At 63.0% G+C, this 23,174-nt stretch carries 26 protein-coding genes; 13 read left to right on the top strand and 13 right to left on the bottom strand.

The genetic code is table 11. From position 1 onward, the window contains the following. Positions 1 to 18 precede the first annotated feature (18 nt). Positions 19 to 183 carry a hypothetical protein gene (locus tag NKK50_RS13235; protein WP_023669098.1) on the bottom strand — a complete coding sequence of 55 codons (165 nt, stop codon included), beginning with the start codon at positions 181 to 183 and terminating at the stop codon, positions 19 to 21. Positions 184 to 371: 188 nt separating this feature from the next. Here NKK50_RS13235 and purL point away from each other — a divergent pair, with 188 nt between their 5' ends. From purL to NKK50_RS13220, 3 genes are all read left to right on the top strand, one after another. Continuing rightward, positions 372 to 2,603 carry a phosphoribosylformylglycinamidine synthase subunit PurL gene (gene purL / locus NKK50_RS13230; RefSeq protein WP_352543539.1) on the top strand — a complete coding sequence of 744 codons (2,232 nt, stop codon included), beginning with the start codon at positions 372 to 374 and terminating at the stop codon, positions 2,601 to 2,603. Beyond that, the gene (locus NKK50_RS13225) at positions 2,600 to 3,124 is read left to right on the top strand and encodes a hypothetical protein (protein ID WP_352543538.1); all 525 of its coding nucleotides are present in this window, start codon (positions 2,600 to 2,602) and stop codon (positions 3,122 to 3,124) included. Before purL ends, NKK50_RS13225 begins: the two co-directional genes overlap by 4 nt. A gap of 98 nt (positions 3,125 to 3,222) precedes the next feature. Continuing rightward, positions 3,223 to 3,456 (top strand): BolA/IbaG family iron-sulfur metabolism protein, encoded by a 234-nt coding sequence (locus NKK50_RS13220; protein ID WP_010909092.1) that lies wholly within the window; start codon positions 3,223 to 3,225, stop codon positions 3,454 to 3,456. A 12-nt stretch (positions 3,457 to 3,468) separates the two neighbouring features. On the opposite strand, the gene NKK50_RS13215 is transcribed toward NKK50_RS13220, so the two are convergent. Both NKK50_RS13215 and NKK50_RS13210 read right to left on the bottom strand, forming a co-directional pair. Beyond that, positions 3,469 to 3,828 (bottom strand): phosphodiester glycosidase family protein, encoded by a 360-nt coding sequence (locus NKK50_RS13215; protein ID WP_352543537.1) that lies wholly within the window; start codon positions 3,826 to 3,828, stop codon positions 3,469 to 3,471. Between the two features lie 47 nt (positions 3,829 to 3,875). Continuing rightward, positions 3,876 to 4,277, bottom strand: a complete 402-nt coding sequence (locus NKK50_RS13210) for a hypothetical protein (protein WP_352543536.1) — start codon at positions 4,275 to 4,277, stop codon at positions 3,876 to 3,878. Positions 4,278 to 4,437: 160 nt separating this feature from the next. Between NKK50_RS13210 and grxD the strand changes: the two genes are divergently transcribed. After that, positions 4,438 to 4,773, top strand: coding sequence for a Grx4 family monothiol glutaredoxin (gene grxD / locus NKK50_RS13205; RefSeq protein WP_023669102.1), 336 nt, complete (start codon positions 4,438 to 4,440; stop codon positions 4,771 to 4,773). A gap of 118 nt (positions 4,774 to 4,891) precedes the next feature. Beyond that, on the top strand, positions 4,892 to 6,160 hold the full coding sequence (locus tag NKK50_RS13200; RefSeq protein ID WP_023684881.1) for a multidrug effflux MFS transporter: 1,269 nt from the start codon (positions 4,892 to 4,894) through the stop codon (positions 6,158 to 6,160). 63 nt (positions 6,161 to 6,223) lie between these two features. Here NKK50_RS13200 and NKK50_RS13195 read toward each other — a convergent pair whose 3' ends face one another. From NKK50_RS13195 to rpsD, 4 genes are all read right to left on the bottom strand, one after another. Then, positions 6,224 to 6,634, bottom strand: a complete 411-nt coding sequence (locus NKK50_RS13195) for a UCP034077 family protein (protein ID WP_352543535.1) — start codon at positions 6,632 to 6,634, stop codon at positions 6,224 to 6,226. Positions 6,635 to 6,719: 85 nt separating this feature from the next. Further along, positions 6,720 to 7,547, bottom strand: a complete 828-nt coding sequence (locus NKK50_RS13190; protein WP_023726924.1) for an inositol monophosphatase family protein — start codon at positions 7,545 to 7,547, stop codon at positions 6,720 to 6,722. Next, positions 7,537 to 8,424, bottom strand: a complete 888-nt coding sequence (ttcA, locus tag NKK50_RS13185) for a tRNA 2-thiocytidine(32) synthetase TtcA (RefSeq protein WP_023739392.1) — start codon at positions 8,422 to 8,424, stop codon at positions 7,537 to 7,539. The genes NKK50_RS13190 and ttcA overlap by 11 nt, the downstream gene beginning before the upstream one ends. A 107-nt stretch (positions 8,425 to 8,531) precedes the next feature. Further along, complete coding sequence (gene rpsD, locus NKK50_RS13180; RefSeq protein WP_023669107.1) at positions 8,532 to 9,149, bottom strand: 30S ribosomal protein S4; 618 nt, start codon at positions 9,147 to 9,149, stop codon at positions 8,532 to 8,534. A gap of 387 nt (positions 9,150 to 9,536) precedes the next feature. Here rpsD and NKK50_RS13175 point away from each other — a divergent pair, with 387 nt between their 5' ends. Beyond that, positions 9,537 to 9,737: a hypothetical protein gene (locus NKK50_RS13175; RefSeq protein WP_023684877.1), complete on the top strand. Its 201-nt coding sequence runs from the start codon at positions 9,537 to 9,539 to the stop codon at positions 9,735 to 9,737. A gap of 83 nt (positions 9,738 to 9,820) precedes the next feature. Here NKK50_RS13175 and NKK50_RS13170 read toward each other — a convergent pair whose 3' ends face one another. Continuing rightward, complete coding sequence (locus NKK50_RS13170; RefSeq protein WP_023684876.1) at positions 9,821 to 10,009, bottom strand: DUF3008 family protein; 189 nt, start codon at positions 10,007 to 10,009, stop codon at positions 9,821 to 9,823. A 159-nt stretch (positions 10,010 to 10,168) separates the two neighbouring features. Here NKK50_RS13170 and NKK50_RS13165 point away from each other — a divergent pair, with 159 nt between their 5' ends. Then, a complete protein-coding gene (locus NKK50_RS13165; RefSeq protein ID WP_023834171.1) occupies positions 10,169 to 11,551 on the top strand; it encodes an RNB domain-containing ribonuclease in 1,383 nt (460 codons plus the stop codon). Between the two features lie 82 nt (positions 11,552 to 11,633). Here the strand turns inward: NKK50_RS13165 and murI are convergent, their stop codons facing one another. The 3 genes from murI to NKK50_RS13150 form a co-directional block, all read right to left on the bottom strand. Further along, positions 11,634 to 12,422 (bottom strand): glutamate racemase, encoded by a 789-nt coding sequence (gene murI, locus NKK50_RS13160; protein ID WP_352500032.1) that lies wholly within the window; start codon positions 12,420 to 12,422, stop codon positions 11,634 to 11,636. 145 nt (positions 12,423 to 12,567) lie between these two features. Next, complete coding sequence (locus tag NKK50_RS13155; protein ID WP_023834172.1) at positions 12,568 to 13,176, bottom strand: DUF805 domain-containing protein; 609 nt, start codon at positions 13,174 to 13,176, stop codon at positions 12,568 to 12,570. Positions 13,177 to 13,257: 81 nt separating this feature from the next. Continuing rightward, positions 13,258 to 14,106, bottom strand: coding sequence for an RNA methyltransferase (locus tag NKK50_RS13150; RefSeq protein WP_023716001.1), 849 nt, complete (start codon positions 14,104 to 14,106; stop codon positions 13,258 to 13,260). On the opposite strand from NKK50_RS13150, the gene NKK50_RS13145 reads away from it, so the two are divergent. From NKK50_RS13145 to NKK50_RS13130, 4 genes are all read left to right on the top strand, one after another. Further along, on the top strand, positions 14,089 to 14,241 hold the full coding sequence (locus tag NKK50_RS13145) for a hypothetical protein (protein WP_023756448.1): 153 nt from the start codon (positions 14,089 to 14,091) through the stop codon (positions 14,239 to 14,241). The two genes, NKK50_RS13150 and NKK50_RS13145, sit on opposite strands and share 18 nt — an antisense overlap. An 81-nt stretch (positions 14,242 to 14,322) precedes the next feature. After that, the gene (locus NKK50_RS13140; RefSeq protein WP_023669114.1) at positions 14,323 to 15,534 is read left to right on the top strand and encodes an NADP-dependent isocitrate dehydrogenase; all 1,212 of its coding nucleotides are present in this window, start codon (positions 14,323 to 14,325) and stop codon (positions 15,532 to 15,534) included. A gap of 10 nt (positions 15,535 to 15,544) precedes the next feature. Continuing rightward, entirely contained in the window at positions 15,545 to 16,159 is a 615-nt protein-coding gene (locus NKK50_RS13135; protein ID WP_023684871.1) for a glutathione S-transferase family protein, read from the top strand. Positions 16,160 to 16,173: 14 nt separating this feature from the next. Then, the gene (locus NKK50_RS13130; protein ID WP_023684870.1) at positions 16,174 to 16,776 is read left to right on the top strand and encodes a demethoxyubiquinone hydroxylase family protein; all 603 of its coding nucleotides are present in this window, start codon (positions 16,174 to 16,176) and stop codon (positions 16,774 to 16,776) included. Positions 16,777 to 16,875: 99 nt separating this feature from the next. On the opposite strand, the gene alaS is transcribed toward NKK50_RS13130, so the two are convergent. Next, positions 16,876 to 19,542, bottom strand: coding sequence for an alanine--tRNA ligase (gene alaS, locus NKK50_RS13125; RefSeq protein WP_286461055.1), 2,667 nt, complete (start codon positions 19,540 to 19,542; stop codon positions 16,876 to 16,878). 271 nt (positions 19,543 to 19,813) lie between these two features. Then, on the bottom strand, positions 19,814 to 20,917 hold the full coding sequence (gene recA / locus NKK50_RS13120) for a recombinase RecA (protein WP_023684868.1): 1,104 nt from the start codon (positions 20,915 to 20,917) through the stop codon (positions 19,814 to 19,816). A 283-nt stretch (positions 20,918 to 21,200) separates the two neighbouring features. Here recA and NKK50_RS13115 point away from each other — a divergent pair, with 283 nt between their 5' ends. Further along, a complete protein-coding gene (locus NKK50_RS13115) occupies positions 21,201 to 22,145 on the top strand; it encodes a carbohydrate kinase family protein (protein ID WP_023834173.1) in 945 nt (314 codons plus the stop codon). Positions 22,146 to 22,215: 70 nt separating this feature from the next. Continuing rightward, positions 22,216 to 23,133 (top strand): pseudouridine-5'-phosphate glycosidase, encoded by a 918-nt coding sequence (locus NKK50_RS13110; RefSeq protein WP_023834174.1) that lies wholly within the window; start codon positions 22,216 to 22,218, stop codon positions 23,131 to 23,133. Positions 23,134 to 23,174 lie beyond the last annotated feature (41 nt).

Below are 23,174 nucleotides of genomic sequence, written 5' to 3'. Positions count from 1 at the left end.
GTATCCCGATCTTCAGGTTCAGCCCTCTGCCTTGAAGTTTTTGGCTTCCTTCGCGCCCTTGTCCTTGCCGTGCTTCTCGGCCAGGTCCTTGGCCTGCTTGGGCGAAACGTCGGTGGTCTCGGCAATATGCATGGCCTCCTTGTCGGAGAGGCGATTGTCTTTCTTGCCTTGCTTGGTGGCCATGTCGAAATCTCCTGATTGGTTTGAGGCCTAACGGCCGGGATGCCATAGCGTTCCCCAGCGGCTCCCCGCTACCATCGTCGCCCTGTGGTTTTCCGGCGTTTTTCGTCATCCAATGGGGTGTATCACGCCGAAGCTTGCGATATGAGGGGACTCAAATTCCCCTCTCCCATGGACATCAATCGCCGCCCATGACCATTTCCAATTCCGTGCCGATCACCCCGGAACTCATCGCCGCGCATGGGCTGAAGCCCGACGAATACCAGCGCATCCTCGACCTGGTCGGGCGCGAACCGAGCTTTACCGAACTCGGCATCTTCTCGGCGATGTGGAATGAGCACTGCTCTTACAAATCCTCGAAGAAATGGTTGCGCACGCTGCCGACCACAGGGCCGCAGGTCATCCAGGGTCCGGGCGAGAATGCCGGCGTGGTCGACATCGGCGACGGCGACTGCGTCGTCTTCAAGATGGAGAGCCACAACCATCCCTCCTACATCGAGCCTTACCAGGGTGCGGCGACCGGCGTCGGCGGCATATTGCGCGATGTCTTCACCATGGGCGCGCGGCCGATTGCGGCGATGAACGCGCTGCGCTTCGGCGCACCGGACCATCCCAAGACCAGGCACCTTGTCAGCGGCGTGGTTTCCGGCGTCGGCGGCTACGGCAATGCGTTCGGCGTGCCGACGGTCGGCGGCGAGGTCAATTTCGACGCCCGCTACAATGGCAACATCCTGGTCAACGCCTTTGCCGCGGGCCTCGCCAAGACCGATGCGATCTTCCTGTCGGAAGCCAAGGGCGTCGGCCTGCCGGTCGTCTATCTCGGCGCCAAGACCGGCCGCGACGGCGTCGGCGGCGCCACGATGGCCTCGGCCGAGTTCGACGACAAGATCGACGAGAAGCGCCCGACCGTGCAGGTCGGCGATCCCTTCACCGAAAAATGCCTGCTCGAAGCCTGCCTTGAGCTGATGGCGTCCGGCGCCGTCATCGCCATCCAGGACATGGGTGCGGCCGGCCTCACCTGTTCGGCGGTCGAGATGGGTGCCAAGGGCGACCTCGGCATCGAGCTTCACCTCGACCAGGTGCCGGTGCGCGAAGAGCGCATGAGCGCCTATGAGATGATGCTGTCGGAGAGCCAGGAGCGCATGCTGATGGTGCTGCGCCCCGAGAAGGAAAAGGAAGCCGAGGCGATCTTCCACAAATGGGGCCTCGACTTCGCCATTGTCGGCAAGACCACCGACGATCTGCGCTTCCGCGTCATTCACCAGGGTGACGAGGTCGCCAACCTGCCGATCAAGGACCTTGGCGACAAGGCGCCGGAATATGACCGCCCCTGGGTCGAGCCGAAGAAACCTGCGGCGCTTGCCGCCGGCGATGCGCCGAAGGCCGATGTCGCCGACGCGCTGCTGAAACTGCTCGGCGGGCCGGACCTGTCGTCGCGGCGATGGGTATGGGAGCAATACGACACGCTGATCCAGGGCAATTCGCTGCAGCTTCCCGGCGGCGACGCCGGCGTGGTGCGCGTCGAAGGCCATCCGACCAAGGCGCTCGCCTTCTCCTCCGACGTGACGCCGCGCTATTGCGAGGCCGACCCGTACGAAGGCGGCAAGCAGGCGGTGGCCGAATGCTGGCGCAACCTGACCGCCACCGGCGCGCTGCCGCTGGCGGCCACCGACAACCTCAATTTCGGCAATCCGGAACGGCCCGAGATCATGGGCCAACTGGTCGGCGCGGTGAAAGGCATTGGCGATGCCTGCCGCGCGCTCGGCTTCCCGATCGTGTCGGGCAATGTCTCGCTCTACAATGAAACCAATGGCCAAGGCATCCTGCCGACGCCGACCATCGGCGGCGTCGGGCTGATCGCCGACTGGTCGAAGATGACCCGTATCGGCTTCGCCACCGAGGGCCAGATGATCCTGCTGGTCGGCGCACCCGCAAGCTGGGGCAGCCATCTTGGCCAGTCCGCCTATTTCAGAGACATTCACGGTCGGACCGACGGGCCGCCGCCACACGTCGACCTCGCGCACGAAAAGCGCGTCGGCGACCATGTGCGCGCGCTGATCGCGTCGGGCGTCGTGACCGCGGCCCATGACCTTTCCGATGGCGGCTTGGCGATAGCCCTGGCCGAAATGGCGATCGCGTCCGGCATCGGCGCCACAATTCCGGGGCTCGCCGGCACCGACCCGATCCCGGTCTGGTTCGGCGAAGACCAGGGCCGCTACCTCCTGACGCTGTCCGTCGATCCGCAGAGCAAGAAATGGGACGCCATCCGCGAGGAACAGAGCAAGCTCGGCATCTTTGCGCCATGGATCGGCTCGACCGGTGGAAACGAACTGAAGCTCGGCGATGCCAGGGCGATCCCGGTCAGCGAATTGACCGCCGCCCACGAAGGCTGGTTCCCGAACTTCATGGACAAGTCCATTTGACCAGCCTGGCAGCCCGGACGCTGATCGCAGTCGTCTTCTGGCCGTCGCTGTTCTTCTTCTGGTTCCTCGGGCCGTTCGTCTTTTTCCTGCTGTCGACGACCTCGAGCGAGGTCTGTCCGCTGCTGGAAAGGCGTGACCAGTTCATTGAGGCGGCCAATGGCACACTGCAGATGCTGGCCTTGCAAAGTCTGATCTATGCGATCCCCATCGTCTGCCTGGTGCTGTGGAGCCGCCTTTTGCCGAACCCGGCGCGCGCAAGGCATGTCGCCACCTGCATCAAGCTCTTTGCCATTGCGGTCATTACCGGCGCGCTGTGGGAATACGGGTCATCGCTGATCTGCGACGGCTATGGCCAACCATTCTTTTCGCCCTTGTGGCAGATGACCAGCTATCTCCCGATTATCACCCTGGCTCTCAACATCCCGCTCTATGTCCTGGTGTTCAGCCTTGGCCGGGGGTTCTCGACCCGCGACGACATTACAGAAGATGGTGTGGTTCACCCGCGGCAGGATGGCCCTTAGACACTGCGTCCCGACAGAACGGCTTCAACCCGGACCAGAAAGGCTTTAGGCTGCCGTCCGAGTCACTCGTGCCTAGCCGCCCAGAACAGGATTTTGCCATGGCAATGGATGCCCACGACATCGAAAAACTGATCAAGGACGGCATTCCGGACGCCAAGGTGACGATCCGCGACCTCGCCGGTGACGGCGATCACTATGCAGCCGAAGTGGTGGCCGAAAGCTTCCGCGGAAAGAGCCGCGTCCAGCAGCACCAGATGGTCTATGATGCGCTGAAGGGCAATATGGGCGGCGTGCTGCACGCGCTGGCGTTGCAGACCAGTGTGCCGGACTGACGCCAGGCTGGCCTAGCGCGTCGGCGGCTGGCTTGCCAACACGGCAATGATCGGCCCTGCCGGATATCTTCCGCCGACAATCATCCTGTCGCCATCCGACAGCGCGGAGACCGCGCCGTCGAGGAACAGCGCGTTGCGGCATTGTAGCGCGTCGCGAAACAGCCGCGCAAAGCTGCCGAAACTTACCTCAGACCGCGAGATCGCCAGCAAAACGGTGTTTTCATCGCGCACGCCGACGCCGTTGCGGACGTAGCGCGAGGTTCCGTTCGGCTCGAAGCGTGGATGAATCTGGCCATCGATCACCAGCATCGGGCCCGACTGCGTGGCGAAGGCGACATCGGGTTTGGCGGCGGCATAGGCGTTGCTTTCCATGACAGCCGCCTTGCCGTCCTTGCCGACCAGAAAGACGCCGTTCGGCTTCAGGAAGAATTGCCTTCGCTATCGGCAAGGTTGAGCGGCGACTTTTCGCTGCCGTTCTCGACCAGCAGGCCGACCGGCGACAAATCCTCGTGATACATGCCGCCATTCATGGCGAGCAGCACCGGCCTCCCCTCGCCCGCAACCGCCTTGTCGAAGGCTTCGAGCGAACCAAAAGGCTTGCCATCGGCGCCGGCGTGGAAAACACCGATGCTGTCGGCGCGAAGATCGATCTCGCAGACGACATAGGTCACCGCCTCGAAGGCGACATTCCGGCAAGGCGCGGGCAGGTCACCGCCAATGACCAGCGGCGGCGGCTCCGGGCGTCTCGGCCACCACACAACGGCAATCGCCGCCAGCAGGATGGCGATCGGAAGGGCGGCGCCATATCGTCTTCTCATCATGTTCCGAAGGCTGCAATCGGGTCGGATGCTTGGCCCAAGACAGGCGATCCTTTGCGCCATTTCCGCGACGGCGGCGCAAACATCTTGTTTCGGCCCATCTATGGGTTTATTTGATGGCTATGCTTCGAGCCTGACTCCCACAGGCGTGAAAGGATATCTCATGAGCGGCATCAACGACTACATCGACAGCGAAGTGAAGGGCAACGACGTCGTCCTTTTCATGAAGGGCACGCCCGGTTTTCCGCAGTGCGGCTTTTCCGGCCAGGTCGTCCAGATCCTCGATTACATCGGAGCCGACTATAAGGGCGTCGACGTGCTGACCTCGGCCGAACTGCGCCAAGGCATCAAGGAATATTCGAACTGGCCGACGATCCCGCAGCTTTACGTCAAGGGCGAATTCGTCGGCGGCTGCGACATCATCCGCGAAATGTTCCAGGCGGGCGAGCTGCAGACGTTGCTCGTCGACAAGGGCGTCAGCGTCAAAGCGACAGCCTGATTCTGAGTTGAGACGGGGCAGCCCCGCCCCGGCAAAATGTTACCTCCCCCTATCGGAGTGAGGACGAAGTTATGCGCCGGCATGCCGGCGCATATTCGTTTTGAAGATCGGACCCGCCGTGGACCAGCCAGCAAAAGCGCCGCAACAGGCACGCAAATTGCCTATTCCGCGCTGGGAATTCATCGCGCTGTGCGCGGCACTGATGGCGTTGAACTCGCTGGCCATCGACATCATGCTGCCGGCACTGCAGCAAATCGGCGCCACGCTTGGCGTTGAGAATGAAAACCACCGCCAGTATGTGATCACCGCCTATATATTGGGCTTCGGTGGCGGACAGCTTTTCTTCGGACCGATCTCGGACCGGTTCGGGCGCCGCGCGCCGCTCGTTGCCGGGCTGGCGATTTATGTCGTGGCGGCGGCAGCTGCCGCCATCGCCCCGTCATTCGCCGTCCTACTGCTGTGCCGGCTGGTGCAAGGCATCGGTGCGGCGGCGACCCGCGTCATCGCCGTCTCGATCGTGCGCGACACGTTCGACGGTCGGCGCATGGCCGAGGTGATGTCTCTGATCTTCATGGTGTTCATGGCCATCCCGGTGATCGCGCCTGGGATCGGCCAGTTCATCATGCTGTTCGCAACATGGCACTGGATCTTCGTCACCATGGCCGTCGGAGCGCTGATCGTGTCGGCGTGGTCGCTGCTGCGGCTGCCGGAGACGCTGCATCCGGAGTACCGCCGGCCGCTGACAGTCTCATCCGTCGTCGGTGGTTTCCGCATCGTGCTCACCAACCGCATGGCGCTTTGCTACGCCTTTGCCAGCACCTTCATTTTCGCCGCCATGTTCGGCTTCATCGCCTCCGCACAGCAGATCTATGTCGACATTTTTCATGTCGGCGAATTGTTTCCTGTCATCTTCGCGGGTGTCGCCGGCGTTCTCGCTTTTTCGAACTACCTCAACTCGCGCCTGGTCGGCCGCATCGGCATGCGCCGCCTGTCGCAGAGCGCACTGCTGTTGTTCCTGGTGATCAGCCTTGCCTGGCTCACCGTTTCGCTTCAAATGAAGATGCCACTCTGGCTGTTCATCACCTTCTTCGCCAGCGCGATGCTCCCGTTCGGCGCGCTCGGCGCCAATTTCAACGCGCTCGCGATGGAGCCGCTCGGCCAACTGGCGGGCACCGCGTCGTCCATCCTGGGCTTCATGCAGACTTTTCTCGGCGGCATCCTCGGCACGCTGATCGGCCAGGCCTTCAACGGCACGGTGACGCCGCTTGCCGCCGGCTTCTGCAGCGTCTCGGTCGCGGCCCTGCTGATGATCCTGATCGCCGAGCGCGGCAAGATGTTCCAGCCGCACAACCCACCCATTTCAGGGCACGTCACCGACCTGCATTGAGCAACTGTTCTGCGCTACGAGTTTTATTTGTCTCAGACCGCAGCCACCTTCAAGCGACGCGTTTCAGGATGCGCCGCCAATCACTGCCGTGAAACGAGGGAACAGCGGGCGCCCTGCGATGGCGCCACCCATGCTGTCCGAAAGAGGCATCGGCAGAGCCTTGTCGAGAGCTTCGAGCACGGATGACACAAAGACCCGGTTGAGCGAGGCATCATCTCCCATATGGGAGAAAGTGGCGCGCGGTTTGCCCACCAGCGTGCCGTTTTTGCGAATTGAGAAACTCAGCGTCAGGGTCATGCCAGCACTTCCAGGCGGCGGCTGCCAACAGGCAAAGATCGCGGAAAACATCTCGTCTATGGTATCGACGGGATCGCGACTGCCGCACGCGCGTTCCTGCGATCTTGCCTCAGTGGCGCCAGCGGCGGCCAAGGCAAGTGCAAGCGCCGTTGCAACAATTGCGGACCGATGTTTCATTTCGCAGCTTCCGACTTCGCGAGAGATTGGACACTATAACAGAGCCAATATACTTGACGAAAGCCTCTACCAGCAGTTGGACCGATTATTGCGCCCAGAGTTCCCTGCGCAACTCCTGCCAGCTTTCCTTGTCCGGGGCGACAAGAATGCCGCCGTCGATATGCGAGGGCAGATAGGCGCTGCCGTCGATCCGCGCGGTGTAGCCGCCGGCCTCGGCGTGGATCAGCACACCGACCAGATGGTCCCACGGCATCAGTTTGTTGTAGACGACGAAATGGGCATGGCCGCTGGCCAGAAGACGGTATTCATGTGCCGCGCAGCGATAGCCGAACTGCGATAGGGTCTTGGTCTGGTTGCGCGCCAAGAGCGAGCGTTGCGGTTCCGCCAGATATTGCCAGGAGACGGAGCCGGTCATCTGCGAGATCGGCACGGCATCGGCGACATGCACCGTCTCCAGCGCGCCATGCGCATGGCGGATATGGCTGCCGGCGCCCTTGGCGCCGATCAGCCAGTCCCGGCCTACGGGGTCATGGATGATACCGGCGACGGTTTCGCCCTTGACGACGACGCTCAGCATGACGCCGAAGAGCGGCACGCCGGAGGCGAAGTTGAAGGTGCCGTCGACCGGGTCGACGACGAAGGCGAGGTCGGCATCACCGAGCCCCTGAAGCAGCGCCGGATTGTCGGAACAGGCTTCCTCGCCGACGATCATCGCCGTGGGATAGCGCTCGCGCAGCCTGGCCGTGATCAGCCGCTCGGCGTTGATGTCGGCCTCGGTCACCAGGTCGGCAGCCGAGGTCTTCTGTCTGATGTCGCCCTCGCCCAGCCGGCGAAAGCGTGGCATGATTTCGGCCTTGGCTGCATCGGCGAGAAGCTCGGCCAGCCAGTCGATCGCTTGGTCGTCAAATATCATCGGAAATGTCTTGTCCTGTGCTGAGGCTGCCATTGAGGGCGGCAAAGTCGAACAGCTTTCTGTCGAGCAGATGCGACGGCCTGGTGTTGGACAGCGCGCGCAGCATCGTATCCTTGCGGCCCGGCATGCGCTTTTCCATATCGTCCAGCATCGCCTTCATGGCGTTGCGCTGCAGGCCTTCCTGGCTGCCGCAGAGATCGCAGGGAATGATCGGGAATTTCATCGCGGCGGCGAATTTTTCCAGATCGACCTCGGCGCAGTAGCTCAGCGGCCGCAGCACCATGACGTCGCCGTCGTCGTTGAGCAGCTTTGGCGGCATGGCGGCAAGGCGGCCGCCATGGATTAGATTCATGAAGAAGGTTTCGAGAATGTCCTCGCGGTGGTGGCCGAGCACCAGCGCCGAACAGCCCTCCTCGCGCGCGATGCGATAGAGATGGCCGCGCCGCAGCCGCGAGCACAGCGAACAATAGGTGCTGCCCTGAGGCAGCTTGTCGGTGACCACCGAATAGGTGTCCTGATACTCGATGCGATGGGCAATGCCATGCGCATCGAGGTAGTCGGGCAAAATGTGCTTCGGAAAGTTCGGCTGGCCCTGGTCGAGATTGCAGGCCAGCAGCTCGACCGGCAGCAGCCCGCGCCATTTGAGATCGAGCAGCACGGCCAGCAGCCCGTAGGAATCCTTGCCGCCGGACAAGGCCACCAGCCAGCGGTCGCCGGGCCTCGCCATGGCGAAATCCTCGACCGCCTGACGGGTCAACCGCAACAGCCGCTTGCGCAGTTTGTTGAACTCGACGGAAGACGGCACGTCGGCAAACAGCGGATGGAAGCCGCCTTCAGCAATCGGTTCAACTGTTTCGATGTCTGCCAGCATGTTCATGGCTTGTCGCTTTCCATAGCCGAGAGTGCCGGATTAGCGGACATGGCCGACAAAGAAAAGGCCGCCTCGACGGGCGGCCCTTTCCAGTATCGCAGAAAAGCGATCGCTTAGCGCGAATAGAATTCGACGACCAGGTTCGGCTCCATCTGCACGGCGAACGGAACATCGGCCAGGCCGGGGATGCGCGAGAAGGTCGCGACCATCTTGTTGTGATCGACTTCGATATAGTCCGGCACGTCGCGCTCGGCGAGGCCGACCGCTTCCAGCACGATGACCAGCTGCTTCGACTTTTCCCGCACTTCGACGACATCGCCCGGCTTGCAACGGTACGACCCGATGTTGACGCGCTTGCCGTTGACGTTGACGTGGCCGTGGTTGACGAACTGGCGAGCCGCGAAAATGGTCGGCACGAACTTGGAGCGGTAGACGACCGCGTCGAGACGCGACTCGAGCAGGCCGATCAGGTTCTCGGAGGTGTCGCCCTTGCGGCGATCAGCCTCTTCATAGACTTTGCGGAACTGCTTTTCGGAGACATCACCATAGTGACCCTTCAGCTTCTGCTTGGCGCGCAGCTGCAGGCCGAAATCGGAAAGCTTGCCCTTGCGGCGCTGGCCGTGCTGGCCGGGGCCGTATTCACGCTTGTTGACCGGGGACTTCGGGCGGCCCCAGATGTTTTCGCCGAGACGGCGGTCGATCTTGTACTTCGCGGATTCGCGCTTGCTCATCGCATTCCCTTTCAAAACAAACCACCCGGAGCCTCATGGTCCGGGTGAAGGAAACGCGCCCTCCTCTGGCCTCCGTTTTCGAGGCCTGACAGGGTTTTCCCACGCAACGCGGCGGAAAACCCACGGGACACGTCAGTCTAGACAAAACCCAGGAAACGATAAACCTGCTTTCCCGGGCTTGCCATGCAAAAGAAACAACCGGGCATTGCGGCCCGGTGTTGGTGCGCTCGATAAACGGAGATTTGAGCAGAGTCAAGCGCGTCGCTGGCGCTGGGCCCGGCAACCATATCACGTCTTTTGGCGTTGAGTGCCGTGCCGGATGCGGCGGGAGGTTGTTGCGCCGACGGCATTTAGGAAGGGACTGGAGCCAAAGGAGCCCGAAGTCGCATGAAGAAGTTTTTCCTCTCGTTGGTCGGTGCAGCCGTCATGGCCGGGACGATGTCGATCGCCGTGCCCGAGCCAGCGATGGCCAAGCACTGGCAGGGCCACAAGCATCGTCAGACCTGCCATGTCGTGGTGAAGAAGAAGGTCATCTGGCGGCATGGCCACAAGAAGGTCATCCGCTACAAGGTGAAGCGCTGCTGGTGACGCCAGGAGTTTCGGGCTTGGCCTGAATCGAAGAAGCCCGTGGTTTCGGCCACGGGCTTTGTTTATCGACTCGGTTCAATGTTTCAGTCTGCCGATTTCTTCTCCGGCAGGCCTTTGCGCTTGGTCTCTGCGAATTCCTCGAGCTGCTTTTCGCTCATCGAATTGTACATCGACTTCGACGCGCCTTGAAGTTCGCTCTTCCTGGTCTCGCCGCGCTTGGCCGACAGGGCTGCGCCAGCGGCCTTTTGCTGTGCTTTTGAGGTTGCAGGCATATCGGCTCCTCCTTTGCCAGAGGAGGAAACGTTGCGCTCCGGCGACGGTTCCAGCGCTGGCGGTCAACTTCCGTTCCGCGCTCATGCCTGCCCATGGTCGGCCGGCACTGCCGGCAAAACCACCTTCCCGTGCCCGCAACGCCGGTGTAGGACGGCGCCATGAAATCGTTGAACGATCCCTCGCAGGCACTCGCCACCGGCCTCGCGAAAATCCGCACCGAGTTCCATGTGCCGGAGGGATTTCCCCCTGATGTAGTGGTCATGGCACAGACGGCGGCCAGGTGCGTGCCCGACCAGCATGCCGACCGCACGGCGATGCCCTTCGTGACGCTCGATCCCGCGGCTTCCACCGATCTTGACCAAGCGTTTTCGATCGAAGCGAGCGGTAGCGACCTTCTGTTGCACTATGCCATCGCCGACGTAGCCTGGTTCGTCGCAGACGGCGACGCGGTGGATCGCGAAGCCTGGGCGCGGGGCGAAACCCTGTATTTGCCGGACGGCAAGGCCGGGCTCTATCCCCGGGTCATTGCCGAGGGCGCCGCGAGCTTGCTGCCCGGCGGTCCGCGTCCGGCTGTCATCTTCACGGTCCGGATCGCCGACGACGGAGCGGTAAGGCTGGATGGCGCGGAGCGGGCAATCATTCAAAGCCGCGCCAAGCTCGCCTATGACAGCGTGCAGGCCGCCGACGTCCCAGTCGGCTTCGCCGAAATCGCGCGGCGCATGGCGGCGGCCGAAGACCGTCGCGGCGCTTCGCGCGTCGACCCGCCCGAGCAGGAGGTGGAACAGCTTGCCGATGGCACATTCCAGCTTGCGTTCAGACCGCTGCTGCAATCCGAGCAAGACAACGCAGCACTTTCGCTGGCCGCCAACATGGCGATTGCCGACGCCATGCTGGCACACCGGACCGGCTTGTTTCGGGTGATGGCGCCGCCCGATGCTTCCAAAGTGCAAAGACTGCGCAGCGCGGCACGGGCCTTAGGCCTGTCCTGGCCTCCTTCGACCAGCCTGCCCGACTATCAGCGAACCCTCGATCCTGCCAACATGCAACAGGCAGCGCTGATGCTGGAAATCCGCCGCGCCGGCTCCGGTGCGTCCTACCAGCCCTATGAAGAAGGCGTTGTCCCCTGGCACGAGGCGATGGCCGCGACCTATGCCCACGCCACCGCACCCCTGAGGCGGCTGGCCGATCGCTATGTCGTGCGATGCGTGCTGGCCATCGTCAACGGCCAGCCGGTGCCGCAAGCCGTTACCGAGGCGTTTTCCAGACTGCCGAAGGTGATGGGCCGCGCAGGCGCCCGCGCCTCGCAGATCAACCACGCGGCCATCGACCTTGCCGAGGCGGTGATGCTGAGGGGGCGCATGGGTGAAACATTCAAGGCCGTCGTCACCGACGTCGGTGATCGGCGTGTGCGCGTTCAGCTCTCGGACATGCCTGTCGTTGCGAATGTGAAGGCCTCAGGGTTCAGGCAGGGCGATGGCCTGACGCTAAGGCTTGTTTCGGCCGATCCGGATCGACGCGTCATTGTCTTCGAGCCTGCCTAAAGCGCGTCGGCGACGCGCTTTAGTTTTTCGTTTTATGCATGTCGTTGTCCCAAAACCGCTGCGCACTTTTGGGCGACATGCATTAGCGCGCGCTCAATCCAAAACCCTGCATCAGCCGGCTGATGGCGAAATCCGCCTTTCCCGAGGTAAAGACGGCGATGTCGGGCTCGCTTTGCGGCAATGGTCCGTCGACAGCCGGAAGCAGCGACAGAGCACGCCGCGCAATCGCTTCGGCCGGGTCGATCCAGTCGACCGGCCAGGGCGCGGTCTTGCGCATGCGATTGGCCAGAAACGGATAGTGCGTGCAGGCGAGCACGACGATGTCCGTGCGCAAATCGTCATGCTGGACGAAACACGGTGCGATCTCGGCACGCACGGCCTCCTCGTCGACAAAGCCCTCGCGCATGTAGGCCTCGGCCAGTCCGGCGAGATTGTTGCTGCCGACCAGCCGGACATGGCATTTCTGCGCCCATTTGCCGATCAGGTCGCGCGTGTACTGGCGCTTCACCGTGCCCGGCGTCGCCAGCACCGAGACCAGCCCGGACCGGGTGCGCTCGGCCGCCGGCTTGATTGCCGGCACCGTGCCGACAAAGGGATGGTCAGGGAATTTTTCCCGCAACGCATCGATCACCAGCGTCGAAGCGGTATTGCAGGCGACGACCGAAATTTCCGGATCAAAACGGTCGAGCAGCTTGGCGAAGAGCTCGACTATATGGGCCTGCAGCGCCGGCTCTTCCCACGCGCCGTAGGGAAAGGCCTTGTCATCGGCGACGTAGACGAAGCGCCGGTCGGGCATCAGCACGCGCGCTTCGCGCAGCACGGTCAATCCGCCAACGCCGGAATCGAACATCAGGATCGGACGGTGGCTCATTGATATCGGACCATGAAAGAGGCTGGATCAGAAGGCTTGGCGGTCATTGGCCAATGCCGTTCTTCTATCTGCAACCATCATGGTCTTGAAGTGGCGAATGTCAGCAAGTTCTATGCAAAGCCGGCGAAGACGACCTTGCCTCGGCCTAGAGCCCGCGCTTGCCGAAGCCGGCGGGCCGCGGGCGGCCCATAGGCTGGGCGGACGGCACCGAGCGCGTGGCCGGTGTGGCGTTGCGCATGGAAGACTGTGCCGTGCTGCTGGCCATCCGGCCGGATCCCCCAGGCATGGGCGTATCGCCATCGAAATCGAAAACCGATGTCAGTTCGTCGATATTGATGCCCGCCACCGGCTTAGCCACCAGGATCGTGCACCAAAGGCCAAAGATCGACAGCGCAAGCAGGTTCAAACCGCTGGACGTGCTTTCCGGATTGTTGAAATCGATGACCAGCAGCGTGCCTGCCTGCAGAAAGGCGTAGATGGCGCAGAACACGATGTAGGACCACAGGATCCAGGCTTTGCCGTTGGCGTCGCGGCTGCGTCGCCAGGCGATGTTGGCACGCATGACCACAGCCAGGAGGGAAACTATCAGAACCGCGCCTGCCATGCCTTGCCGCGATGGACCGGGCGCCGAGTTGACCAGCCCCTCAAAGCCGATCGTGCCAACGATGTACAGCACAGCAAGAATGGCCTCGAGCAGGGCTACGCCGAGCGAATAGAAGAAGAAGCGCATACGGCCGATTTTGGACGTGAACATTTGCCACCACACCGTTTTGACAACAATGGACGAGAGGCAAATAAAATTCGGTTACTTCAGCCGTTCGAAGCTTAGCGATTTCTAATCTTCTTTGTCTGCCTGGCGTTTTCGCGCAGCGGCCGGCAAACGCCTTGGATCGTCTCCCGGCGAGCCGTCACCGCGCGGCATGGCCGGCGAAAACCGGTCGAGCGACGAGATGATGCCACGCAGCACTTTCAGTTCCGGCTCGGCGAAACCGGCGCGCGTCAAGACGGCGCGCAGATTGTCGACCATCTTGGGTTTCTTGGGCGCCGGGCGGAAATAACCGCGCGCTTCGAGCGCGCCTTCGAGATAGGCAAACAGGCCGTGCAACTCTTCCTTGCTCGCCGGCTTCATTTCAGGACTGGAGAAATTAGTCGCCGTCTCGTCCTCCAGGCCGGATTTCATCCATTCATAGGACATCAACAGCACGGCCTGGGCGATGTTGAGCGACGAAAAGCCGGGATCGACCGGGAAGGTGACGATCTCGTCGGCCAGCCCGACCTCGTCATTGTAGAGCCCAAAACGCTCGCGGCCGAACAAGATGCCGGTGCGCAGGCCGGCTATCTGACGCGCCCTGAGCGCCCTGCCCGCCTCGACCGGACCACGCACGGGTTTGAAGCCGTCGCGCTCGCGCGCCGTGGTGGCGAAGACGAAGTTGAGGTCGGCGACGGCGGACGCCAGGTCGCCGAACACTGTTACGGCATCGATGACATGGTCGGCGCGGCTGGCGGCGGCGCGCGCCTTCTCGCTCGGCCAGCCGTCACGCGGATTGACGAGACGCAACTCGGCAAGGCCGAAATTGGCCATGGCGCGCGCAACCATGCCGATATTCTCGCCGAGCTGCGGCTCGACCAGGATGATCGCCGGCGCGGCGGCGGATGCGTTTTCAGGATGATCGACGGCGGACATGATCTCAATGAACTGCTGTTTGCGGCATTTCAGCGTTCCCTGCCACATCCGCTCGGCAAAATGAAGCTTTTGCAAACACCGGTCGCGGCACAGACGACCCATTCTGCACGGATGGTCGTTTGCGCGGCCAAATAGGCTTTGATATACGCTCCGCATACCCGGCCGAAGCCATGCGGGCGAGGCCGTTTTGTTCCCCAAAAGCGAGGCATTCTTTTCATGGCGAAGATCAAGGTGGCGAACCCGGTCGTCGAGCTCGACGGCGACGAGATGACCCGCATCATCTGGCAGTTCATCAAGGACAAGCTGATCCACCCTTATCTCGACCTGAAGCTCGAATATTACGACCTCGGCGTCGAGCACCGCGACGCCACCAACGACCAGGTGACCATCGATTCGGCCAATGCCATCAAGAAATGGGGCGTCGGCGTGAAATGCGCGACGATCACGCCCGACGAGCAGCGCGTAGAGGAATTCAAGCTGAAGAAGATGTGGAAGTCGCCGAACGGCACCATCCGTAACATTCTCGGCGGCACCATTTTCCGCGAACCGATCATCATGAAGAACGTGCCGCGTCTGGTGCCGGGATGGACCAAGCCGATCATCGTCGGCCGTCATGCTTTCGGCGACCAGTATCGCGCCACCGACTTCCGCTTCCCCGGCAAGGGCAAGCTGACCATCAAGTTCGTCGGCGAGGACGGCAAGGTGATCGAGCACGACGTATACGACGCACCCGGCGCCGGTGTTGCCATGGCGATGTACAATCTCGACGACTCCATCCGCGAATTCGCCCGCGCCTCGTTGAATTACGGCCTGCTGCGCAATTATCCGGTTTATCTCTCGACCAAGAACACCATCCTCAAAGCCTATGACGGCCGCTTCAAGGACATTTTCCAGGAGGTCTACGAGGCTGAATTCGAGGCCGAGTTCAAGGCGAAGAAGCTGTGGTACGAGCACCGGCTGATCGACGACATGGTGGCCTCCGCCCTGAAATGGTCTGGCGGCTATGTCTGGGCCTGCAAGAATTATGACGGCGACGTCCAGTCCGACACGGTGGCGCAAGGTTTTGGCTCGCTCGGCCTGATGACCTCCGTGCTGATGACGCCGGACGGCAAGACGGTGGAAGCGGAGGCCGCGCACGGCACAGTGACGCGCCACTATCGCCAGCACCAGAAGGGCGAGGAAACCTCGACCAATTCGATCGCCTCGATCTTCGCCTGGACGCGTGGCCTCGCCCACCGCGCCAAGCTCGACGACAATGCCGAGTTGAAGCGGTTTGCCGACACGCTGGAGAAGGTCTGCATCCAGACGGTTGAGAGCGGCTTCATGACCAAGGACCTGTCGCTCTTGATCGGTCCCGACCAACCATGGCTGTCGACCACCGGCTTCCTCGACAAGATCGACGAGAATTTGCAGAAGGCGATGGCGTAAGCCGGCAGCCATGGCCAAGCCGGTCGTCTACGGGGCGGACTACAGCGTCTATGTGCGCATCGTCCGCCTCGTGCTGGCGGAAAAAGGCATCGACTACGACCTTGTGCCGGTCGATGTCTTTGCCGCCGAGGGCACTCCCGCCTGGTACTTCGAGCATCACCCTTTCGGCCGCATTCCGGCCGTCGAGCATGACGGGTTTCGCCTGTTCGAAACCAGCGCAATCGCCCGCTATGTCGACGAGGCGTTCGACGGCCCGGCACTGCAGCCAAAAGACGCCCGCACCCGCGCAACGATGAACCAGATCATCGGCATGCTCGACGCCTATGCCTACAGATCGATGGTCTGGGACGTCGCCGTCGAGCGGCTTGAGAAGGAAGCGCCAGACGAGGCACTGGTCGCCAACGGGCTGCGCCAGGCGGAAACGGTGCTGCGGGTGCTCACCGCACTCAAGCCTCCCGGGCCGTGGCTGCTCGGCGACCAGCTGACGCTGGCCGACCTGCATGCGGCATCCATCATCGCCTATTTCGTCAAGGTCGCCGACGGGCAAAAGCTGCTTGCGGCGTTCGCCGACATCCAGGCCTGGTGGGACGGCATCGCAAAACGTCCGAGCCTGGCGGCGGGCTGATATGGGTTCGGGCCATGGCTGACCCATCTCGCCAGGACGCGCTCACCATCGCCAGAATTGTCAGGGTCAACCACGCCGGTGAGTTCGGTGCGATCAGGATCTATTCGGCGCAGATTCTTGTCGCCAGGCGCTTCTGGCCGGATTGCGTGCCATCCTTGTCGGAGATGCTCGGGCACGAGCGCACGCATTGCGCCGCCTTCCGTGCCGCCATGCCGGCGCGGAAGGCGCGACCGTGCCGGGTGATGCAATTCTGGAGCTGGGGTGGCTGGCTGCTGGGTTCTGTCACCGCCCTGCTCGGTCCGCAAGGCATCTGGGCCTGCACGGCGGCGGTTGAAGCGGCGGTGCATCGCCATCTGGACGATCAGCTGTTTTTCCTCGCCAATCGCGACCACGACTTGCAAGGCATCATCCTGGCGATCCGCGAGGAAGAGCTCGCCCATCTCCATCACGCCGAAGAGCAGCTGAAATCGCCCGGCCCGGCGCTGAACTTTTTACGGTCGCTGATTTCGATCGCCACGGACGTGCTGATCTGGCTGTCCACCTGGGGCGATTCCAGCAGAATGACGCGCGCCCTGAAGGCGGCGAAAAGAACTAGACTAGCTAGACGGACCGTCTAAGAGCTGATTGCCGGCTTGCCACTATCAGCCACAGAATGGCAAGCACGGCGGCGAAGGCCGGAAAGCCGCACACGAACCAGATACGACATAGGGTGGCTTTCAGGCTGCCTCCAGCGCCGCCCTCACCGCGGCGATCGCATCATTGGCCTTCGAGGCGTCCGGACCGCCGGCTTGCGCCATGTCGGGCCGTCCGCCGCCGCCCTGCCCGCCCAATGCGGCCGAGGCAACGCGCACCAGATCGACAGCGCTGAAGCGGCCGACGAGATCGTCCGTCACGGCGACCACGACGCTTGCCTTGTTGTCTTCGCCCGCACCGACGAAGACGACGACGCCGGAGCCGAGCGATGTCTTGCCGGCATCGGCCAGCGGCTTCAAATCCTTCGGCGACACGCCGGAAACCGCTTTGCCGAGGAAGCCGATACCGGCGACGGTTTCGGTGGTGGCCGGAGCATCGGCCGCGGCACCACCGCCCAGCGCGAGTTTCTTGCGCGCTTCGCTCAGCTCCTTCTCGAGCTTCTTGCGCTCCTCGAGCAGCGTCTCGACACGCGCCGGCACGTCGGCCGGCGAGATCTTCAGCACGGCCGCAGTTGCCTTCAGGCGCCTGTCCTGCTCATCGAGATGTTTGCGCGCGGCTTCGCCGGTCAGCGCCTCGATGCGGCGCACGCCGGCGGCGACCGCGCTGTCGGAGACGACACGGACCAGGCCGATATCGCCGGTCGCCCGGACATGGGTGCCGCCACAAAGTTCGACGGAATAGGGTCTATTGGCCTTGGCGCCATGCACGCCGGTGCCCATCGAGACGACACGCACCTCGTCACCATATTTCTCGCCGAACAGCGCCATGGCGCCCTCGGCAATGGCGTCATCGACCGACATCAGGCGCGTCGTCACCGGGCTGTTCTGGACGACGATTTCGTTGGCCATGCGCTCGACCTCTTCGAGATCTTCGGCCGAGATCGGCTTGTTGTGCGAGATGTCGAAGCGCAGGCGCTCGGGCGCGACCAGCGAACCTTTCTGCGCGACATGGGTGCCCAGCACCTCGCGCAGCGCCTCATGGATCAGATGCGTTGCCGAATGGTTGGCACGCAGCCGGGTGCGGCGCGCATGGTCAACCTTCAGCTCGACGGCTGCACCTGGCTTGACCGTGCCGTTCGTCACCTTGCCCAGATGCACGAACAGGCCGTCGGCCTTTTTCTGCGTGTCGGAAACCTCGATCGAGAAACCTTCGCCGGAGATGATGCCGGTGTCGCCCATCTGGCCGCCCGACTCGCCATAGAACGGCGTCTGGTTGACGACCACCGCCACCGCGTCGCCCTTGCCGGCGCTATCGACTGTCTTGCCGTCCTTGACCAGGGCCTGGATGAGGCCTTCCGCCTGTTCGGTCTCGTAGCCGAGGAATTCGGTGGCGCCGGCCTTCTCGCGTACAGAAAACCAGATGGTCTCGGTGGCCGCGTCGCCGGAGCCAGCCCAATGCTTGCGCGCTTCGGCCTTCTGCTGCTCCATCGCATGGGTGAAGCCGGCAAGGTCGACCGAGATGTTGCGCTGGCGCAGTGCGTCCTGCGTCAGATCGAGCGGGAAGCCGTACGTGTCATAGAGCTTGAACGCCGTCTCGCCATCCAGCATATCGCCGGCGTGCAGCGTATCTGTCGCCTCCGAGAGCAGGCCGAGGCCGCGCACCAGCGTCTTGCGGAACCTGGTCTCCTCGAGCTTCAGCGTCTCGGTAATCAGCTGTTCGCCGCGCAGCAGTTCGGGATAGGCCTGGCCCATCTCACGCACTAGCGCCGGCACCAGCTTCCACATCAACGGCTCCTTGGCGCCGAGCAACTGCGCATGGCGCATGGCGCGGCGCATGATGCGGCGCAGCACATAGCCGCGGCCTTCGTTCGACGGCAGCACGCCGTCGGCAACCAGGAAGGAGGACGAGCGCAGATGATCGGCAATGACGCGGAAGGAGGCGACCGTCTCCTTGTCCGGGCCCTGCCCGAGCGCTGACGAGGCCGCATCGATCAGATGACGGAACAGGTCGGTCTCGAAGACGCTCTCCACCCCTTGCAGGATGGAGGCCATGCGCTCCAGGCCCATGCCGGTGTCGATCGACGGCCGCGGCAGGTCGATGCGCTCATCCTTGGTGACCTGCTCATATTGCATGAACACCAGGTTCCAGAATTCAAGGAAGCGGTCGCCATCCTCCTCCGGGCTGCCGGGAGGGCCGCCCCAGATGTGCTCGCCACGGTCGATGAAGATTTCCGAGCACGGCCCGCACGGTCCGGTGTCGCCCATAGCCCAGAAATTGTCGGAGGTCGGGATGCGGATGATGCGGTCATCGGAGAAACCGGCGATCTTCTTCCAGAAGCCGGCCGCCTCGTCATCGGTGTGATAGACGGTGACCAGCAGCTTGTCCTTGTTCAGCCCGAACTCCTTGGTGATCAGGTTCCAGGCCAGTTCGATGGCGCGCTCCTTGAAATAGTCGCCGAAGGAGAAATTGCCGAGCATTTCGAAGAAGGTCAGATGGCGCGCGGTGTAGCCGACATTGTCGAGGTCGTTGTGCTTGCCGCCGGCGCGCACGCTTTTCTGCGCGGTGGTGGCGCGCGAATAGGACCGCTTCTCCAGGCCGGTGAAGACGTTCTTGAACTGCACCATGCCGGCATTGGTGAACATCAGCGTCGGGTCGTTGCGCGGCACCAGCGGGCTCGAGGCCACGACCTCGTGGCCCTCCTTGCGGAAATAGTCGAGGAATGTCGACCGGATCTCGTTCACGCCACTCATGACTGCTGCCTTTTCGCGAAAACCGCCGGCACGGCCGGCGGACACTGGTCTCTGCTTTTTAGAAGATTGACTTGGCCTTTTAGCGGGCACGCCCCACCCTGTCCAGAAACACGGAATTGGGCCAATCCGGCAACTGCCAAGCCGGCTTCACGCTGCCCAAAAACGAAAACCGCCGGCGCGAAGGCCGGCGGTTTGAAACGCAATACTAAAGAACTCGGTTACTTAAGCATCGGGTAATAGACCGGATTTATGGCCGAACTCTGGCCGTACCCTACATGGCACCGGATTCTTCCTCGAAGCCGTCGTCGCTTTCGCCGCGCTCGGGGCCGCCATTCTCGAGAAACTTCTCGGCAATCAGCCCGGCATTCTGCCGCAGTGCCAGTTCGATCTCGCGCGCCGTGTCGGGATTGTCGCGCAGGAACAGTTTGGCGTTTTCACGACCTTGGCCGAGACGCTGCGAATTGTAGGAGAACCACGCGCCCGACTTCTCGACCACGCCGGCCTTGACGCCGAGGTCGACCAGCTCGCCGGTCTTGGACACGCCCTCGCCATACATGATGTCGAACTCGACCACCTTGAAGGGCGGCGCCAGCTTGTTCTTGACGACCTTGACGCGGGTCTGGTTGCCGACGACCTCGTCGCGGTCCTTGACCGAGCCGATGCGGCGGATGTCGAGGCGCACCGAAGCGTAGAATTTCAGCGCGTTGCCGCCGGTCGTGGTTTCCGGCGAACCGAACATGACGCCGATCTTCATGCGGATCTGGTTGATGAAGATGACCATGGTGTTGGAGCGCGAGATCGAGGCGGTCAGCTTGCGCAGCGCCTGGCTCATCAGACGAGCCTGGAGACCGGGCAGCGAATCGCCCATCTCGCCCTCGATTTCAGCGCGCGGCGTCAGGGCGGCCACCGAATCGACCACCAGAACGTCGATGGCGCCGGAACGCACCAGCGTGTCGCAAATTTCCAGCGCCTGCTCGCCGGTGTCGGGCTGCGAGATCAGCAGGTTTTCGAGGTCCACGCCGAGCTTGCGGGCATAGACCGGGTCGAGCGCATGCTCGGCATCGACGAAGGCGCAGATACCGCCCTTCTTCTGGGCTTCGGCAACTGTGTGCAGCGCCAGTGTCGTCTTGCCCGAGCTTTCCGGCCCGTAGATCTCGACAATGCGGCCGCGCGGCAGGCCACCGACGCCAAGCGCGATGTCGAGGCCAAGCGATCCGGTCGGCACGGTTTCAATCTCGACGACCTGCTCGTTGGCGCCCAGCCGCATGATCGAGCCCTTGCCGAAGGCGCGCTCGATTTGCGACAGCGCCGCGTCCAGAGCCTTTGATTTGTCCACCGCTTTGTCCTCTACAAGCCGCAAAGTATTCTGAGCCATGATACATCACCCCTTGGTCGTCAATGAAGGCCGGACAATCCGTAATCCCTGCCCTATTTGTACCTTTTTTGTTCTCGTTTGGCAAGAGGGGTCAAATATCTGAAAAGCAATCTTTATCCGGATTTGTTCTTTTTTTGTCTCATGGTTTCGTTTCCGGATGTATCCACCATTGGGCCAGGCGCTCCGGCGGTTTGGCTCCGCCCGAATCGCTGGCTTGCTTGCGAAGCTCCGTCGCACAGCCTAGCGCTTGTCTGGTTCGAATAACAAAGGTCATATCGCCTACATGGTGAAATCAGCAAAAATACTGGCGGTGGGCGGCGCCCATATCGACCGGCGCGGTCAGGTGTCCGGTGCTTACGTGCCGGCGGCGTCCAACCCCGGCACGATGCGCGAGGATGTCGGCGGCGGCGTCTTCAACGCGCTGCGCAGCCTCGTGCGGCGCGGCGTCTCGGCCTCGCTTTTGTCGGTGCGCGGCGGCGATGCCTCGGCCGAGACGGTTGCGCGCGCCATCACTGAGGCCGGCATTGCCGATCTGTCGGCGGTGTTCCTCGACCGCACCACGCCGAGCTACACGGCGCTGATCGATCGCGACGGCGAGCTGATCACCGGCTTTGCCGATATGGCGCTCTACGATTTGGCGTTCCCCAAGCAGATCCGCCGCTCCAAGGTGCGCGAGGTGGTCGCCGAGGTCGATGCGGTGCTCTGCGACGCCAATCTGCCATCAACGGCGCTGGAGCGGCTGGTGGGGGTCGCCGCCGGCAAGCCGGTGTTCGCCATCGCCATTTCGCCGGCCAAGGTGGTGCGGCTGATACCGGTGCTGAAGGAACTCGCGCAGGTCTTCATGAACCGGCGCGAGGCCATGGTGCTGGCCGGCGTCGATGCCAATGCCACCGAGCGCGAGACCGTCGACGGACTGCGCTGCAGCGGCCTCACCAGTGGCGTGGTGACGGCGGGCGACGGCCTGGTGCTGGGATTCGACGAAGCCGGCGCCTTCTCTATCCTGCCGCCGGCGCCGAGAAAAGTCGCCGACGTCACCGGCGCCGGCGACGCGCTGGCCGGCGCCACCATCGCTGCCCTGCTGCGCGGCCTGGCATTGCGCCAGGCCCTCCGCGAAGGCGTTGCCGCGGCGACGCTCGCCATCGAAAGTTCGGATGCCGTGCCGGCCTTCACCGCCGCGACCTTCACCGAGGCACTGGCTCTTGTACCCGACGCACAGGAAATGGCATGAGGGCGGCCAATTGCCATTGCCGGAGCGCGACGTCCAAGCGGACGCGCGGATCTCCGGATCGGAGACCATCATGACACCGCAAAGCGCCCGCCCCTTCATCGACATCCACGCGCCCGTGGCCGAGGCGCTCGCCGCTGGCCGCCCCGTCGTGGCGCTGGAAAGCACCATCATCACCCATGGCATGCCTTACCCCGACAATGGCGCCATGGCCGCCAATGTCGAAAAGATCATCCTGGACAATGGCGCGGTGCCGGCGACGATCGCCGTGGTTGCCGGCCGCATCAAGATCGGGCTGTCCGACGGCGAGCGCGAGTCGCTGGCGATGACCGGCGACGCCATGAAGCTGTCGCGCGCCGATCTCGGCTTTGCGGTGGCGCAAGGCCGCACCGGCGGCACCACGGTCGCCGCCACCATGATCGCGGCCGACATGGTCGGGATCAAGGTGTTCGCCACCGGCGGCATTGGCGGCGTCCACAAGGGCGCGGAAAAGAGCTTCGACATCTCGGCCGATCTCGACGAGTTGGCGCGCACGCCGGTCATCGTCGTCTCGGCCGGCGCCAAGGCGATCCTCGACATCGAAAAGACGCTGGAAGTGCTGGAGACGCGCGGCGTGCCGGTGATTGGCCATGGCTGCGAGACGATGCCGGCCTTCTGGTCGCGGCATTCCCCGTTCCGCGCGCCGCTGACCCTGCACAGACCGGAAGAGATCGCGCATTTCTACAAGACCAGGGCGGCACTTGGCCTGGTCGGCGGCATGCTGATCGCCAACCCGGTGCCGCAGGACGATGAAATCCCGGCCGACGAGATGGCCGGCTATATCGAGGCCGCGCAGAAGGCGGCCGAGGCGCAGAATGTGACCGGTAAGGCGGTGACGCCGTTCCTGCTGGGCAAAATCCTCGACCTGACCGGCGGCCGGAGCTTGAAGACCAACATCGCGCTGGTCGAGAACAATGCGCGGTTGGCGGCGAGGATTGCGAAGGCGCTGTAGGATCGCCTACGTCGGCGGGACAGCACCCCCCTCTGGCCTGC

Origin of the sequence: Mesorhizobium sp. M0001, assembly GCF_040324255.1 — a bacterium.
Taxonomy (GTDB): domain Bacteria; phylum Pseudomonadota; class Alphaproteobacteria; order Rhizobiales; family Rhizobiaceae; genus Mesorhizobium.
Note: the sequence above shows the minus strand (reverse complement) of the source record. Positions and strands in the feature narration are given on the sequence as shown.